The following is a 15,313-nucleotide window of genomic DNA, read 5'->3' as shown; positions in this document are numbered from 1 at the left end:
CATGACATCCCCGGCGCTCGCCGTTTCTCCTTCTGCCAGTGCGCGAAAGCCTGCGCGCTTCAAATCGCTCGTGACCAAGTATCGCGTTCCGTTGTCGATCCTCGCGCTATGCCTGCTGCCGTGGCTGCTGCCGTCCAAGGCGTTGGCGGTGAACGTCCTGATCTACGGCACGGTCGCCGTCGGCTATAATCTGCTATTCGGCTATACCGGCCTGCTGTCATTCGGCCATGCGGCCTTTGTCGGCACCGGGGCCTACATCACCGGCATCGCCATCGGCCAGTTCGGTGTGCCCTGGTATCTCGCGGTGCTGATGGGCGTTATTGGCGGTGCGCTGCTGGCCTTCGTCATGGGCGCGCTATCGACGCGAACGCGCGGCATCTACTTTTCGATGGTCACGCTCGCGCTCGCGCAGCTGGTCTATTACGTGGCGCTCCAGACGCCGTCCTGGACAGGTGGCGAGAACGGATTGCGCGGCTTCACTGTCAACAAGATCAACCTGTTCGGATTCGACATTAACTTCCTCGATCCGGTCAACAAATACTATGTGCTGATGGCGTTCGCCGCCGCAGCACTGTGGCTGGTCTCGCGCATTCTCAATTCACCTTTCGGCGCCGCCATCGAGGCGATCCGCGAGAACGAGCGTCGCGCACGGACCTGCGGTTACAATGTCGAGCGCACCAAGCTGTTGTCATTTACCCTGTCAGGCACGATCTGCGCGCTTGGCGGCACTATGTCGGCGCTGCATCTGGCCTTCGTGCCGCTGGATTCGCTGCACTACCTGTCCTCCGGCATGATCGTGATGATGACTCTGCTGGGCGGCGCCAGCAGCTTCTTCGGCCCGTTCATCGGTGCATTGGTGTTCCTGGTGATGGAAGACGTGTTCTCGCTGTGGACGTCGCACTGGCAGATCATCGTCGGATCCATCTTCGTGCTGTTCGTGCTGTTTCTGCCTAAGGGCATCTGGGGCACATTTCTCACAAAGGTCATGCGATGAACGCGCCGCTTCTCGCCGTCAACGATATAGGAGTGAGGTTCGGCGGCTTCGTCGCGCTGCAAGGCGTGACGACGGAGTTCCGGCCGGGCCGCGTCACCTCCATCATTGGCCCCAATGGCGCCGGCAAGAGCACGTTCTTCAATGTGCTGTCCGGCGTGCTGACGCCCTCCAGCGGCTCGATCCGCTTCAAGGGGGACGATCTCAAGGGCACGAAACAGCATGAATTCGTGCATCGCGGCATTGCGCGCTCCTATCAGATCACCAACATCTTTCCCGATCTGAGCGTCCACGAGAACGTTCGTGTCGCTGCGCAGGCCAGTCGCTCGCGCTACAATATCTGGACCAACCGCAACAGGTTCACAGAGCTAGATTCAAGAGCTGATACCGCGCTTGAAGCCGTTGGACTGGTCGCCAAGCGCGACGAGACCGCGAAGTTTCTGGCTCACGGCCAGCAGCGTGCGTTGGAGATTGCCATCGCGCTGATCTCCAATCCGGAAGTGCTGTTGCTGGACGAGCCGACCGCCGGCATGGGTCCGGAAGAGACCAAGGAAATGGTGGCGCTGCTCGAGAAGCTGGCGGCGGAGCGGACCATCCTCTTGGTTGAACACAAGATGAAGATGATCCTCGGCCTCAGCGACCGGATTCTGGTGCTGCACCATGGCCGGCTGATCGCTGATGGCACGCCGAACGACATTCAGACGGACCCCGAGGTTCGTCGCGTCTATCTGGGACAGAACGATGGCTATGCTTGAAACCAAAGACCTGAACGCCTGGTACGGCGCCAGCCATACGCTGCACGGGGTCTCGATCTCGGTGGCGCAGGGCGAAGTCGTCGCACTGGTCGGGCGCAATGGCGCCGGCAAGACCACGACGATCCGTTCGGTCATGGGGTTGATGTCGAAAACCACGGGCGGCATGACCTTCGACGGCAACGACCTGACGTCGATGCCCGCCCATGATCGTTTCAGGCTGGGGCTTGCTTATGTGCCTGAGGAGCGCCGGATCATTCCGGGCCTGACGGTGCGCGAGAACCTACAACTCGGTCTCGTCGCCAGCCGCGGTCAGATCAACGAGAAAGACGCGATCGAGGAAATCGCGGAGAGCTTTCCACGCCTCAAGGAGCGCCTCGATCAGGAAGGCGTTACCATGTCCGGCGGCGAGCAGCAGATGCTGGCCATCGCCCGCGCCACCATCGCCAAACCCAAGATGATCCTGCTCGACGAGCCTTCCGAAGGCATCATGCCGGTGTTGGTCGAGGAGATGGGTGTGTTGTTCCGCAAGCTGCGCGATCAGGGCGTCACGCTGCTGCTGGTCGAGCAAAATGTGGAATGGGCGCTGCGTCTCGCCGACCGCGCGATCATCATGGATCAGGGCGAGGTCGTCTATGAGAGCAGCTCCGCGGCATTGCTGGCCGATAAGGAAATTCAGGAACGTTATTGCGCGGTTTGACGCGTATGCCCGCAGACAGGTGATCTCATGCAGATGAAAGACAGCCAGACCGTTCCGGCCTCGCGCGACAAGGTCTGGGCCGCGCTCAACGATCCGGACGTGTTGAAGCAATGCATTCCCGGCTGCCAGGTGCTGGACATGACGTCACCGACCGAGATGACGGCGACAGTCGTGATCAAGGTCGGGCCGGTGAAGGCGACATTCGGCGGCAAGGTGACGCTGAGCGATCTCGATCCGCCGAACGGCTACAGGATCACCGGTGAGGGCTCCGGCGGCGTTGCGGGCTTCGCCAAAGGCGGCGCGGCGATCAGGCTTGAGGCCGCGGGCGACGACGAAACGATCCTGCACTATGAGGTCGATTCCCAGATCGGCGGCAAGCTGGCGCAGCTCGGTGGGCGACTGATCGACTCCACCGCCAAGAAACTGGCCGGCGAGTTCTTCACCAAATTCGGCGCGGTCGTTTCCGCAAGCTGAGCGCAGTGGCTGTGACCTATTGCACGACGAACTGGCTGCGCGCCTCGCGCACCCTTGCCACGATGTAGCGGCGGACTTCTCGGACCCGGCTGGTGTCGTGCGTGTCGGGATGCGAGACGAGCCAATAGCTTCGGGTGAAGCGGCTGGCCGGCAGGATGCGCTTCAGCTCGGGATAAAGCTGCGCGGCATAATCGTGCAGGATGCCGACGCCGTGACCGGCGCGAACCGCTTCAAGCTGGCCGACCACGCTGCCGCATTCGAAGCGGCGGGTGATCAGTTCGCTGAAGGTCGACGCATAGTCCAGCGCGCGGCTGTAGATGATGTCGTAGATGTAAGTAATGAGCAGATGATTGGCGAGATCGCCGGGCTCGCGGATCGGCGTCGACCGGGCCAGATAGTCCTCCGACGCATAGACGCTCAGCGTGTAGTCCGTGAGCTTGGTGCAGATCAGTTTCCCTTCGTCGGGCCGCTCCAGCGTCACCACGATATCGGCCTCGCGCTTGGCAAGCGAAAAGGTGCGCGGCAGCGCCACGAGCTGGACGATGAGATCCGGATTGGCTGCGGCAAAGCCGCCAAGCTTGTCAGCCAGAAAGTAATTGCCGAGCCCGTCCGGTGCGCCGATCCGCACCGTGCCCGCCACCTTGTCCGCGGCCGATGTCAGCTGCGATCCAACCTTGAGCAGTTCGGATTCGGCGCGCTCGGCCGCTGCGAGCAGCGCGACCCCTGATGGCGTTAGCGACGAGCCCGTCGTCTGCCGGTTCAGCAGCTTTGTCTTCAGGTCTTTTTCGAGGGCGGTGAGCTGGCGCGCGACTGTTGCGTGGTTGAGCTTCAGCCGCTTGGCAGCACCGAGAATCTGGCCAGTACGGGCGACTTCCAGAAAAATCCGAACTTTGTCCCAATCCATCGCCGGACTCTATTTGCTGCACATCGAAGCCGCAATACTTCGCGTTGTCCGGGCCGGGGAAGCGGCGCAAGACCGCCGGAGCATCAAAGGAGAGTTCGATGGCTTCGGAAATCAAGCACTATATCGGCGGACAGCAGGTGGCAGGTCGTAGCGGCCGGACGTCGCCGGTTTTCAACCCGGCCACCGGCGAGCAGACGGCTCAGGTGGGTCTTGCCAGCACGTCCGAAGTGGGCGCCGCGGTTGCTGCCGCAAGCGCGGCTGCCGAAAGCTGGGCCGATACGCCATCCCTGCGTCGTGCCCGTATTCTCAATAAATTCCTGCGCATCTGCGAAGACCGCATCGACGATCTCGCGGCGGTGATCACCTCGGAGCACGGCAAGACCCTGTCGGACGCCAAGGGCGAAATCCAGCGCGGCCTCGAAGTCGTCGAATTCGCGGTGGGTGCTCCGCAGCTGCTGAAGGGCGAAGTCAGCGAGAATGTCGGCACGCGCGTCGACAGCTATGGCGTGCGTCAGGCGCTCGGCGTCGTCGCCGGCATCACGCCGTTCAACTTCCCGGTCATGGTGCCGATGTGGATGTTCCCGGTGGCGCTGGCCTGCGGCAACACCTTCGTGCTGAAGCCCTCGGAGCGTGATCCGTCGGCATCGCTTCTGATTGCTGAATGGCTGGCCGAAGCCGGCCTGCCGGCCGGCGTGTTCAACGTTGTGCATGGCGACAAGGAAGCCGTCGATGCATTGCTGCATCATCCCGATGTTGCAGCGATCAGCTTCGTCGGATCGACGCCGATTGCCCGCTACATCTATTCGACGGCGACCAGCACCGGCAAGCGTTGCCAGGCTCTAGGCGGCGCCAAGAACCACATGGTGGTGATGCCCGACGCCGACATCGACCAGGCCGTGGATGCGCTGATGGGCGCCGCCTATGGCTCGGCTGGCGAGCGCTGCATGGCGATTTCGGTGGCTGTGCCCGTCGGCGAGAAGACGGCGGATGCCTTGATCTCCAAGCTTGAGCCAAAGATCCGTGCGTTGAAAGTCGGTTCAGGCTTCAACGCCGAGTCCGAAATGGGCCCGCTGGTCACCCAGCAGCATCTCGACAAGGTGCGCGGCTATGTGGATTCCGGCGTCGAACAGGGCGCCAAGCTGGTCGTCGATGGCCGGGACTTCCGGTCCAACGAAGGCGGCTACTTCATCGGCGGTTCGCTGTTCGATCACGTGACGCCGGACATGAAGATCTACAAGGAAGAGATCTTCGGGCCGGTGCTCGCCGTGGTGCGTACGCCGGATTATGCGACGGCAGCGCGCATGATCAACGACAACGAATACGGCAACGGCACGGCCATCTTCACGCAGAACGGTGACGTCGCGCGTGAATTTGCTCATCGCATCCGCATCGGCATGGTCGGCATCAACGTGCCGATCCCGGTGCCCGTGGCGTTCCATTCCTTCGGTGGATGGAAGGCCTCGCTGTTCGGCGATCACTCGATGCACGGACCGGAAGGCGTTCGCTTCTATACCCGCCTGAAGACCGTCACCAGCCGCTGGCCAACGAGCATTGCGCAAGGTCCGGAATTCGTGATGCCGACAATGAAGTAAGGTCGGAGCGTGGAGCGCGCGACTAACGCGTGCTCCACGAGCCTGCCGGTCTATTCCGCGCCCTTAGGCCGCGGCCGTCACACGCCAGATCACGTCGCCCACATCGTCGGCCACCAGCAACGCGCCGTCCGGGGTGAGGGTGACGCCGACAGGGCGTCCATAAGACACCTTCTCGTCGGGTGCGAGGAAGCCCGACAGAATATCCCGCGGCGGCCCGGACGGCTTGCCGTTCACGAACGGGATGAAGACGACCTTGTAGCCGCTGAGCGTGCTGCGATTCCATGAGCCGTGCTGGCCGATGACCATGCCGTCCGGAAATCCCGGTAGCGTGCCGGCCGGCAGCCAGCACAGTCCGAGCGAGGCGGTGTGGCCGCCCAGCGCATAGTCGGGGGTGATCGCAGTGGCCACCAGTGCCGGATCCTGCGGCACGCGGTCATCCACCGTCTTGCCCCAGTAGCAATAGGGCCAGCCATAAAAGCCGCCGTCGCGCACCGAGGTCAGGTAATCCGGCGGCGTCTCGTCGCCGAGGCCGTCGCGCTCATTGACCACGGTCCATAGCGCGCCGGTCGTCGGCTCCCAAGCGAGGCCGACGGGGTTGCGCAAGCCGGCGCCGAAGATGCGGCTCTTGCCCGTCGCAATATCGAGCTCATAGACGGCGGCGCGGCCTTCTTCGACCTCCATGCCGCCTTCGGCGATGTTGCTCAGCGAACCGACGCCGATATAGAGCTTGCTGCCATCCGGGCTCGGCAGGATGCTCCGCGTCCAGTGGCCGCCGGATTTGAAATTGGTGAGTTTCTTGCCCGGGGCGGTGATGCTGGCCGCGCCCGCCACATAGGGGAAAGCCACCACGCCATCGACATTGCCGACATAGAACGTGTCCTTCAGCAGCGCCATACCGAAGGGTTGGTTCAGTCCCTCCATGAAGGTTTGGCTGGTCTCGGCGACGCCATCGCCATCCTGGTCGCGCAGCAGCGTGATGCGGTTGGCGCTGACGCCGAGCGCCGCGGCCCGCCGCATCGTGGCCTGCATCGCATAGCCGAACATGTTGCGCACCGGGCCCGCAACCTGCGTCGCCTCGGCGATGAGGACGTCGCCATTGGGCAGCACATTGATCCAGCGCGGATGTTTCAAGCCGGTCGCAAAAGCGTTGACCTTGAGCCCGGGCGCGACGACGGGTTTCTGTCCCGCGGTCCAGCCCTGGGCCGTCGGCATCTTCAATGTGGGGATGGCGCCTTGCGGCTTCGCCTCCGGCACCACCGGCGCGCTGCCCCAGGCGGGCGCGTGTGTATTGCCCTGCAGGCGGCGCCACTGCAGCGCCGCGCCGCCGATGACCGCCACGACGCGCGCAAAAACTCCAGACAAACTCATGTCATTCCCCCATGTAAGTGCGCGCACACTATCCGACACGCGCGCGTGTTAAAACCGCCGCGTGACGGCATATAGGGCATGTGAGCCCATCGCTATTGGGGGATCGGTGCCATCGATATTGGGAAGATCAGCGCTGCTATGGTGTCGCGATAGCCTGGTTGATGCAGGCGGCTAGTTCGTCGACTTCAAACGGCTTGTTGAGGACGCAGGGCGTGCTGCCCAGTCGCGCGCGCACTTTCTCTTCGGAATTGGCCGTGATGAAAATGACCGGCGTCTGGTTCTTGTCCGAGCGCATGCGCTCATAGAGGTCGATGCCGGTCAGGCCAGGCATTTCGACGTCGGTCACCACGCAGGACGTATCGAGTACCGACGGCGATGTCAGAAACGCTTCGGCGGATTCGAAGCTGAGGACGACAAAGCCCAGCGATCGCAGCAGGCTTTCAAGCGCGCGGCGAACCGACGAGGAATCGTCGATGATGGCAATGGCATGTTCAGAGTTCAACGCAATCTCCACACGGCGGCTTTGACAGCGACCCCAGTGTTGAGCCGTTTCGCCTAGGATATTGTCAAATAACGCCGTGTAGTGAAATCATACTGAGGTTTATCGGGAGGTACCCGGGGCTGGTTTCATGCCGATGGCCTCGGCCATGCGCACCAGAGAGGCGAAGGATTTCGCATCCATCTTCTTCATCATCTTGCCGCGGTGGATCTTAACCGTAATTTCGCTGAGGTTCAGCTTTGCGGCGATCTGTTTGTTCAGCAGCCCAGCGGTGGCAAATTCCATCACCTCGCGTTCCCGCGCACTCAAAGTGCCGAAACGCTCCTTGATATCGGCCAATCCATCGCGCTCTTGCCGGGCCTTGCGGTCGCGTTCCACAGCGCCCGCGACGGCATCGAGCATTTCCTGATCGCGAAACGGCTTGGCGAGAAAGTCGACGGCGCCGGCCTTCATGGCGCGCACCGTCATCGGCACATCGGCATGGCCGGTCATGAAGACGATAGGCGTATTGCCGCCGAGATCCGCGAGACGCTTCTGAAAATCGAGGCCGCTGACGATCGGAAGTCGGATATCGAGGACAAGGCAGCTGGCCCTGGTGAGAATGTCGCTCTCAAGAAGCTCGACCGCCGAGGAGGCGAAGCTGACTTCATATCCAACCGAGCGCAGCAGACTGCCAACCGCAGTGCGGATGGCGGCTTCGTCGTCCACGACGACGACCAAAGGTGCTTCTGCGTCGTTAGGCAAGGTTGCCGGGTCCTTCTGCGGTCGCTGTCGGTATCATGAAATGAAAGGTGGTTCCACCACTGTCGTTTCGTTCCGCCCAGATGCGTCCGTGATGCGACTCGATGATGGATCGGGAGATCGAGAGGCCGATGCCCATCCCCTCGGCCTTTGTCGTGAAGAACGGCGCGAACAGGCGTTGCATATGGTCGTCCGGGATACCCGATCCTGAATCGCGCACCGAGACGAGAATTCCCCGCGTCGCGTCGAATGCCGACCACACCTTCAGCTCTTTCGTCGCACTCGCCTTCATGGCGTGGACGGCGTTGTTGACGAGATTCATCAGCACCTGTTGAAGCTGTACTTCGTCGGCGGCGATGGTGGGCAGATCGGGCGTCAGGTCGAGGACTGCTGAAATCTGGTGCTGTGCCAGATCGCGCTGAACCATCGCCAGTACCTGCGTGACTATAGCGTTGACGTCGACCGGGCCGCGCGCCAACTCGCCCTTCACGGCGAGCGACCTCAGCCGGTGAATGATGTCGCCCGCCCTGCGGCCTTCCTGCACGACTTCCTTGAGGCAGGCCGTGGTTTCGCCGAGATCGGGCCGCTCCCGCGCCAGCCAGCGCAAGGCCGCCTCTGCATTGGTCACCACGGCGGCAAGCGGCTGATTGACCTCGTGGCCGATCGATGCCGTCAAGGCACCCAAGGTCGCGATGCGCGACACGCGGGTGAGTTCTGCGATGCTCTGCTGGAGTGCTTGCTCGGCTGCGATCTTGGCGGTGACATCGAGCGAATTGATCAGGACGGAGCGAGACCGATCGGTGGGGAAGGTTGCCGTGACGATGGTCGTGCGCAACTCGCCGTTGACGGCACGGATGGCCGCTTCAATCGTGAATGAGCTTTCTCCCGCAAGAAATGCGAGCAGGATTTCGCGAAAGGCGACCAAAGTCTCCGGCTCAAGTGCTGCATCCCAGGACTGCTGAACGTTCTTCCGGCCCAGATCGCCGATCAATTGCTTAGCGGCGTCATTTGCGTCGAGGGTCCGCACCAGAAACAGGCAATGTTTGAGGAAGCCCTCATTGGCGATGAAGTAATCGCGCAACCGGGGAATGCCTTGTTGCAGGATTGGCGCGCAGACATTGGCCGCTTCCGTGAAGTCCTGCTCCCAGATGGCAACACTCGTGCCCTGAAAGATGTTGCGATAGCGCTCTTCGCTTTGCCGAAGCCTTGCGTCCGACATCCTGATCTGAACGCAGAGCACGGCAGCGATGGCAATGGCGAGCGCGCTGACAGCGCCGCGCAGCATTGCTCCCTCATTGGGGTCGTTCGCGTGGCCGATCAGATAACCGAGGATTGTCAGGCCGATGCAACCGAGGGCGATCAGGATGATGCCCGTGACATTGGTGAAACGGAGCGCCATCAGCAGCACGACGATATAAAGCGCCGCGACAGCGATCTCGAATGTGCTGAAGGCGTCGAACGCGAAAATGCCTGCGGCAAGGATAGCTGTCGCAATGGCCATGGGCAGCTGTGAGGGGTGGTGCACCCGATCAGAATTGGTCATTTGAGCCGCAAAATAGGAAGCAGGGCGTGCGTCCTGCAGGGAATGGTGAAGTCGTCCGAAGTCGGTAGCGTCTCGCCAGAAATAAACCTTGGTATAGGGCGGGATTACCTTCGTTTCTTGAATCTCTATCCTCGTAGAATGGTTAGCGCGGCCGGAATCTCTCATCCTTGGATCGTCGAAGTCATCGCGATGTCGATGTCATTCACCATCCAAAGGAGACCGATATGCTGCTCGATTCACAGTCCCAGAATTCTGACTCGTTTGCCGGTGTATTGTCTGACGCAAGTTCTACGACGGTCGCCCAGCTCCTGCTAGATGCACGGCAGGCGATTGGATCGGATGTCGGTGCGGCTCTTCGCTGCATCAGGCAGGCTGCATCGCTGCTCGAGGCGCCCTCCCAACCGTCGCCCGTCAGCCCCGCGAGGGGCGGCCTCGCACGCTGGCAGGCGGAGCGGATCAAGCGCCACATTGATTCAAATCTGGATGAGGCGATCCAAGTATCGGATCTCGCGAGTCTCGCTCGCCTGAGTTGCGGTTACTTCTCAAATGCGTTCAAAACCACCTTTGGCCAGTCTCCCCATGCCTATATCGTCTCCCGCCGTCTGACGCGTGCGATGGAGCTGATGACGTCCAGCAGCAAGTCACTCTGCGAGATCGCGATCGATTGTGGCTTCTCCGATCAGGCCCATATGTGCCGCCAGTTTCGCCGCGCGACAGGGGCCAGCCCCAACGTCTGGCGCCGCGACAACATGATGATGTCCGCACTCGCAACACAGCAGTGATGCTCCTCGAGGAGTATCCAGAAACGGGCCACGGACGCTTGCATGATCGTCCCCGCCTTTGACGAATAGTTCGCATCGACGCTCCACCTGAAGATATCTCGCTACCTCAACCATGATGAAAGGATCGCTCAAATGTCTGCGCACAACACGATGATGAAATCGGCCCGGCGGTGGCTCTTGGTGCCCGCATCCGTAGCTTTCGTGATGTTGACCTCCATGGCGGAGAGCTCGGCGGCATCCGACAAGGCCTATCGCTGGATCGGAGACCCCCGGCTCTCCACCGACATCAGCGCAGCCCGCCGTGTACAGCAGCGACGTGTCCATGCTCCCGCCCGCGTGACTGTTCCTTCCGTTGCTCCGCCGGTGCGGCCGATGGATTCCTATGCGAGTGCGCCGACCAGCTATGGCTACGGCATCGGCGACAACTCCCGCAATCAGACGTGGTGAAGCGAGGCACCCAGCCAGGCCCGGCCGACCCTCGAAGCATGGTGGTCCGTGCAGCCCGGGTTGCAGAAATGCCCCATGGTCCCGCGGCCCCGAATGGATAGGTTCCTCCTCGAACATGGTTCAGCGACGTTTCCGGGCTTTCCGACGAGCCTGAGACATTGCCTCATCGATACAAGGGGAAGAATGACGATGTCGTCACAGGTTAAAGTCGCTGGGGTCCATGCTGCGCCGGTATTTCTCGATCGCGCGGCCACCACGGCGAAGGCGATTTCGATCATTCGCGAGGCTGCGGCCGCGGGTGCGCAGCTGATCGCATTTCCTGAAACTTATATCCCGGCGTTTCCGGTCTGGGCGGCACTATGGGCGCCAATCGAGAATCACGATCTGTTCGTGACGATGGCCGAACAGTCGGTCTCGATTGCGGGCCCGGAAATGGCCGCCTTGCGCAACGAGGCGCGGGCGCTTGGCGTGACCGTCTCGATGGGCATCAGCGAGAGCTCGCCGGTCAGCGTCGGCCTGATCTGGAACAGTAATATTCTGATCGGGCCAGACGGCAGTATTCTCAATCATCACCGCAAGCTGGTGCCGACCTTCTATGAGAAGCTGGTCTGGGCTGCCGGCGATGGCGCGGGCCTCCGTGTCGCCGATACGCCCGTGGGCCGTGTCGGCAATCTCATCTGTGGCGAGAACACCAATCCGCTGGCTCGCTATACACTGATGGCGCAGGCCGAGCAGATTCACATTTCGAGCTGGCCGCCGATGTGGCCGACGCGCCGCCCGAGCAGCGGCGGCAATTTCAACAATGTCGCAGCCAATCGCATTCGCGCCAGCGCGCATTCGTTTGAGGCCAAGGCCTTCGGCATCGTCACCGCCGGCTATATGGACAAGGCGATGCGCGACTTCCTGATCGTGCGGGATCCCGACGTGGTCGATGTGATCGATCGCACGCAGCGCGCCGCCAGCTTCTTCGTCGACCCGACCGGCGAAGTGCTCGGCGACATGCTGCAGGACGAGGAGGGCATCGCCTATGCCGAATTCGACCTGCGCCGCTGCATCGAGCCGAAGCAGTTTCACGACGTGGTCGGTTACTACAATCGCTTCGACGTGTTCGATCTCACCATCAATCGCAAGCGTCTCGTGCCGGCGACCTTCGTCGACAAGATCGACGACGAAGAGTTCGCGTTTGAGCCGGCCGAACGCACGGTTTAGCGCTTCGACTGGTTCAGCACCGCATGCGGCATCATCACATGGATGCCCTTGTCGAGGTTGACCAGCTGGGTGACGCGGACATCGGCGGCGAGACTGCAGAGCATATAGGCATCGTTGGGCGTCAGCGTCGTGCGTGCCACGATCATGCTCACCATCCGGCGGAGCGCGATACGCGCGGCTTCGTCGAGATCGGGATCGAAGGCCATCGAGATGAGGTGATCCTTCGTCTCGGCATAAGGTGCCTCCAACTGCGTATTCTTGACGAGATCGATCTTGAACGTACCGGTGAGGCCGGTTTCGACGGCGGTCACACAGACTTCGCCATCGCCCTGCACGGCGTGACCGTCACCGCAGGAGAACAGGCCGCCCTCGGCCCAGACAGGAAGATAGAGAACGCAGCCTGCGCCGAGCTCCTTGTTGTCGATATTGCCGCCAAAATGCGAGGGCATGGTCGTGCTGACCCGGCCAACCGCAGGTTTCGGCGCGGTACCCATCACACCGAAGAACGGCTGCGCCTTTAGCGTGATGCCCCATGGGGTCTTTACCGCGCCGCTGGCACGATCAAGTCCGATATGGACGCGGCGGAAATAGTCGAAGTCGTCGGGCAGCGTGCCCATGCCGGGCTTGAAGAGCGTATAGCCCCAGTCATCCGCGAGCTGGACATCAAGGATCTCGACACGCAATGCGTCACCCGGTTGGGCGCCGCGCACGGCGACAGGCCCGGTGAGGATATGCGGCCCGAGTTCTGGCGTGACGGCGTCCAGGATGGCGACAAGTTCGCGGCGGATGGTCATGCCCGCTTCTGTCGGGAGGTTCTCGCGCGTGCCGCTGACGCTTGTGATCGTGATCGTCTCGCCGGGATCGATGGTCGCGATTGGCTTCAGCGCGGCGTCGAAATAGCCCCAATGCACGGTGGCGGGTGTCGGCTGAATGGTCTGCGTCATCGATGCCCCCTGATTCCTCGTCTTGCCCGCACACCATACCGGCCAGATTGCCTTTTGCAGCGCAAAATATCCTTCCGTACAGGGGCCGGATGCCTTATTGGCAGGCCTCAATCCCTGTCCCGTGAGCCCGTAGTTCCCATGATCCGCCTCGACAATATCAGCAAGCAGAACGGTCATCAGATCGTCTTCATCGAAGCCGCCGGCGCGCTGCTGAGGGGCGAGAAGATCGGTCTGGTCGGCCCCAACGGTTCCGGCAAGACGACCCTGTTTCGCATGGTCACCGGCCGCGAACTGCCCGACGAGGGGCAAGTGGTGGTCGAGCGCGGCGTCACCATCGGCTATTTCAGCCAGGATGTCGGCGAAATGGCGGGCCATAGCGCCGTCGCCGAGGTCATGGAGGGCGCCGGCCCCGTCAGCGTGGTCGCGACCGAGCTGAAGGAACTGGAAACGGCCATGGCCGATCCGGACCAGGCCGACAATATGGACGAGATCATCGAGCGTTACGGTGAGGTGCAGGCCCGCTTCGAGGAACTCGACGGTTACGCGCTGGAAGGCCGCGCTCGCGAAGTGCTGGCGGGTCTGTCCTTCACGCAGGAAATGATGGAAGGCGATGTCGGCAAACTATCCGGCGGCTGGAAGATGCGCGTGGCGCTGGCACGCATTCTGTTGATGCGTCCCGACGTGATGCTGCTCGACGAACCGTCGAACCATCTGGATCTCGAAAGCCTGATCTGGCTCGAAGGGTTCCTGAAGGGCTACGAGGGCGCGCTGCTCATGACCTCGCATGACCGCGAATTCATGAACCGCATCGTCACCAAGATCATGGAGATCGATGCGGGCTCGCTGACGTCCTATTCCGGCGATTACGAATTCTACGAAGCGCAGCGCGCCATGAACGAGAAGCAGCAGCAGGCGCAGTTCGAGCGTCAGCAGGCGATGCTGGCCAAGGAAATCAAGTTCATCGAACGCTTCAAGGCGCGGGCCTCGCACGCCGCGCAGGTGCAGAGCCGCGTCAAGAAGCTCGACAAGATCGAGCGCGTCGAGCCGCCGAAACGCCGCGAGGTCGTGTCGTTCGATTTCCTGCCGGCGCCGCGCTCGGGCGAAGACGTCGTCAGCCTGAAGAACATCCACAAGGCCTATGGCAGCCGCACCATCTATGAAGGGCTGGACTTCTCGGTGCGTCGCAAGGAACGCTGGGCCGTTATGGGTATCAACGGCGCCGGCAAGTCGACGCTGTTGAAGCTCGTGACCGGCGCGGCCGAGCCGGACAACGGCAACGTCACCATCGGCGGTAGCGTCAAGCTCGGTTACTTCGCGCAGCACGCCATGGATCTGCTCGATGGCGAGCGCACGATTTTCCAGAATCTCGAAGACTCATTCCCGCAGGCGGGCCAGGGCACGCTGCGCGCACTCGCCGGCTGCTTCGGCTTCTCCGGTGACGATGTCGAGAAGCGCTGCCGCGTGCTCTCGGGCGGCGAGAAGGCGCGTCTCGTGATGGCCAAGATGCTGTTCGATCCGCCGAATTTCCTGGTGCTCGACGAGCCGACCAACCATCTGGACATGGCCACCAAGGAAATGCTGATCAAGGCGCTCGCCGATTACGAAGGCACCATGCTGTTTGTGTCCCATGACCGCCACTTCCTCGCGGCGTTGTCGAACCGCGTGCTTGAGCTGACCCCGGACGGCATCCAGCAATATGGCGGCGGCTATACTGAATATGTCGAACGCACCGGCCAGGAAGCGCCGGGCCTGCACCCGAATTAAGCGCGCCTGTTTTCCTTCGCCCCGCCCGGCGAAGCGAAGCTTCGCTAGGCGGGGAGAGGTTAAGTAAGCTCAGCCTGTCAGCGCCGACAGCGAGACGCCGCGCTTCACCACGCTGCGCATCGCGAAGCTCGAATGTAGCCGCGCCACGCCGGGCATTCGCGAGAGGTGCTGCTTGTGGATGCGCTCATAGTCCTCCATGTCGCGCGCCTGCACATGGACGAGATAGTCGTCATTGCCCGACATCAGGTAGCAGGACACGACATCCGGGCATTTGGCGATCTCGCGCTCGAAGGCGGACAGCGCATCCTCGCTCTGCTTGTCCAGCGTGATGTGGACATGGACCGTCATCATGTAGCCGAGCTCGGATGCGTCGATCTCGGCGGCATAGCCCTTGATCACGCCCTTCTTTTCCAGGGCCGCGAGACGCCGGGTACAGGCGGTCGGTGACAGGCCGACTTTCTCTGCCAGTGCCATCTGGCTGATCCGGGCATCCCGGACGACCTCTCGAAGGATCTTCCGGTCGGTCGAATCGAGGTTGCTTGCCATGGTTCTCGCCAAAGTTTTGCAGGATTTCTCTACAAGTACGTAAATTTACGCCGATAA

The 15,313-nt window shown here is 61.9% G+C and carries 16 protein-coding genes; 9 read left to right on the top strand and 7 right to left on the bottom strand.

Annotated elements, in window-relative coordinates; translation table 11 throughout:
* Position 1: 1 nt before the first annotated feature.
* Genes AC1DUY_RS18735 through AC1DUY_RS18720 form a run of 4 tightly spaced genes read left to right on the top strand, consistent with a single transcriptional unit; the run spans position 2 to position 2,917 of the window.
* Entirely contained in the window at positions 2-994 is a 993-nt protein-coding gene (locus AC1DUY_RS18735; RefSeq protein WP_120287858.1) for a branched-chain amino acid ABC transporter permease, read from the top strand.
* A complete protein-coding gene (locus tag AC1DUY_RS18730; protein WP_120287859.1) occupies positions 991-1,746 on the top strand; it encodes an ABC transporter ATP-binding protein in 756 nt (251 codons plus the stop codon). The genes AC1DUY_RS18735 and AC1DUY_RS18730 overlap by 4 nt, the downstream gene beginning before the upstream one ends.
* The gene (locus tag AC1DUY_RS18725; protein ID WP_092140474.1) at positions 1,739-2,443 is read left to right on the top strand and encodes an ABC transporter ATP-binding protein; all 705 of its coding nucleotides are present in this window, start codon (positions 1,739-1,741) and stop codon (positions 2,441-2,443) included. The genes AC1DUY_RS18730 and AC1DUY_RS18725 overlap by 8 nt, the downstream gene beginning before the upstream one ends.
* 27 nt (positions 2,444-2,470) lie before the next feature.
* The gene (locus AC1DUY_RS18720; RefSeq protein WP_089266649.1) at positions 2,471-2,917 is read left to right on the top strand and encodes an SRPBCC family protein; all 447 of its coding nucleotides are present in this window, start codon (positions 2,471-2,473) and stop codon (positions 2,915-2,917) included.
* Positions 2,918-2,933: 16 nt separating this feature from the next.
* Here AC1DUY_RS18720 and AC1DUY_RS18715 read toward each other — a convergent pair whose 3' ends face one another.
* On the bottom strand, positions 2,934-3,821 hold the full coding sequence (locus AC1DUY_RS18715) for a LysR family transcriptional regulator (RefSeq protein WP_439078982.1): 888 nt from the start codon (positions 3,819-3,821) through the stop codon (positions 2,934-2,936).
* Between the two features lie 98 nt (positions 3,822-3,919).
* Between AC1DUY_RS18715 and AC1DUY_RS18710 the strand changes: the two genes are divergently transcribed.
* On the top strand, positions 3,920-5,413 hold the full coding sequence (locus AC1DUY_RS18710; RefSeq protein ID WP_478116170.1) for a CoA-acylating methylmalonate-semialdehyde dehydrogenase: 1,494 nt from the start codon (positions 3,920-3,922) through the stop codon (positions 5,411-5,413).
* A 63-nt stretch (positions 5,414-5,476) separates the two neighbouring features.
* Here AC1DUY_RS18710 and AC1DUY_RS18705 read toward each other — a convergent pair whose 3' ends face one another.
* From AC1DUY_RS18705 to AC1DUY_RS18690, 4 genes are all read right to left on the bottom strand, one after another.
* Entirely contained in the window at positions 5,477-6,781 is a 1,305-nt protein-coding gene (locus AC1DUY_RS18705) for a PQQ-dependent sugar dehydrogenase (protein ID WP_478116168.1), read from the bottom strand.
* A 136-nt stretch (positions 6,782-6,917) separates the two neighbouring features.
* A complete protein-coding gene (locus AC1DUY_RS18700) occupies positions 6,918-7,283 on the bottom strand; it encodes a response regulator transcription factor (protein WP_478116166.1) in 366 nt (121 codons plus the stop codon).
* 99 nt (positions 7,284-7,382) lie between these two features.
* Complete coding sequence (locus AC1DUY_RS18695) at positions 7,383-8,024, bottom strand: response regulator transcription factor (protein WP_089266657.1); 642 nt, start codon at positions 8,022-8,024, stop codon at positions 7,383-7,385.
* Positions 8,017-9,522, bottom strand: a complete 1,506-nt coding sequence (locus AC1DUY_RS18690) for a sensor histidine kinase (RefSeq protein ID WP_478116164.1) — start codon at positions 9,520-9,522, stop codon at positions 8,017-8,019. The genes AC1DUY_RS18695 and AC1DUY_RS18690 overlap by 8 nt, the downstream gene beginning before the upstream one ends.
* A 266-nt stretch (positions 9,523-9,788) precedes the next feature.
* Between AC1DUY_RS18690 and AC1DUY_RS18685 the strand changes: the two genes are divergently transcribed.
* The 3 genes from AC1DUY_RS18685 to AC1DUY_RS18675 all read left to right on the top strand — a co-directional run bounded on the left by AC1DUY_RS18685 (position 9,789) and on the right by AC1DUY_RS18675 (position 12,002).
* Entirely contained in the window at positions 9,789-10,346 is a 558-nt protein-coding gene (locus tag AC1DUY_RS18685; RefSeq protein WP_439060401.1) for a helix-turn-helix domain-containing protein, read from the top strand.
* A gap of 132 nt (positions 10,347-10,478) precedes the next feature.
* A complete protein-coding gene (locus AC1DUY_RS18680) occupies positions 10,479-10,793 on the top strand; it encodes a hypothetical protein (RefSeq protein WP_478116161.1) in 315 nt (104 codons plus the stop codon).
* A 189-nt stretch (positions 10,794-10,982) separates the two neighbouring features.
* A complete protein-coding gene (locus AC1DUY_RS18675; RefSeq protein ID WP_478116159.1) occupies positions 10,983-12,002 on the top strand; it encodes a carbon-nitrogen hydrolase family protein in 1,020 nt (339 codons plus the stop codon).
* On the opposite strand, the gene AC1DUY_RS18670 is transcribed toward AC1DUY_RS18675, so the two are convergent.
* Positions 11,999-12,946: an acetamidase/formamidase family protein gene (locus AC1DUY_RS18670; RefSeq protein WP_441231222.1), complete on the bottom strand. Its 948-nt coding sequence runs from the start codon at positions 12,944-12,946 to the stop codon at positions 11,999-12,001. The two genes, AC1DUY_RS18675 and AC1DUY_RS18670, sit on opposite strands and share 4 nt — an antisense overlap.
* 138 nt (positions 12,947-13,084) lie before the next feature.
* Here AC1DUY_RS18670 and AC1DUY_RS18665 point away from each other — a divergent pair, with 138 nt between their 5' ends.
* Positions 13,085-14,710, top strand: coding sequence for an ABC-F family ATP-binding cassette domain-containing protein (locus AC1DUY_RS18665; RefSeq protein WP_478116157.1), 1,626 nt, complete (start codon positions 13,085-13,087; stop codon positions 14,708-14,710).
* A 69-nt stretch (positions 14,711-14,779) separates the two neighbouring features.
* On the opposite strand, the gene AC1DUY_RS18660 is transcribed toward AC1DUY_RS18665, so the two are convergent.
* Entirely contained in the window at positions 14,780-15,256 is a 477-nt protein-coding gene (locus tag AC1DUY_RS18660) for an Lrp/AsnC family transcriptional regulator (RefSeq protein WP_478116155.1), read from the bottom strand.
* Between the last annotated feature and the right edge of the window lie 57 nt (positions 15,257-15,313).

It is taken from the genome of Tardiphaga sp. P4_G1, from assembly GCF_056401215.1.
Note: the sequence above shows the minus strand (reverse complement) of the source record. Positions and strands in the feature narration are given on the sequence as shown.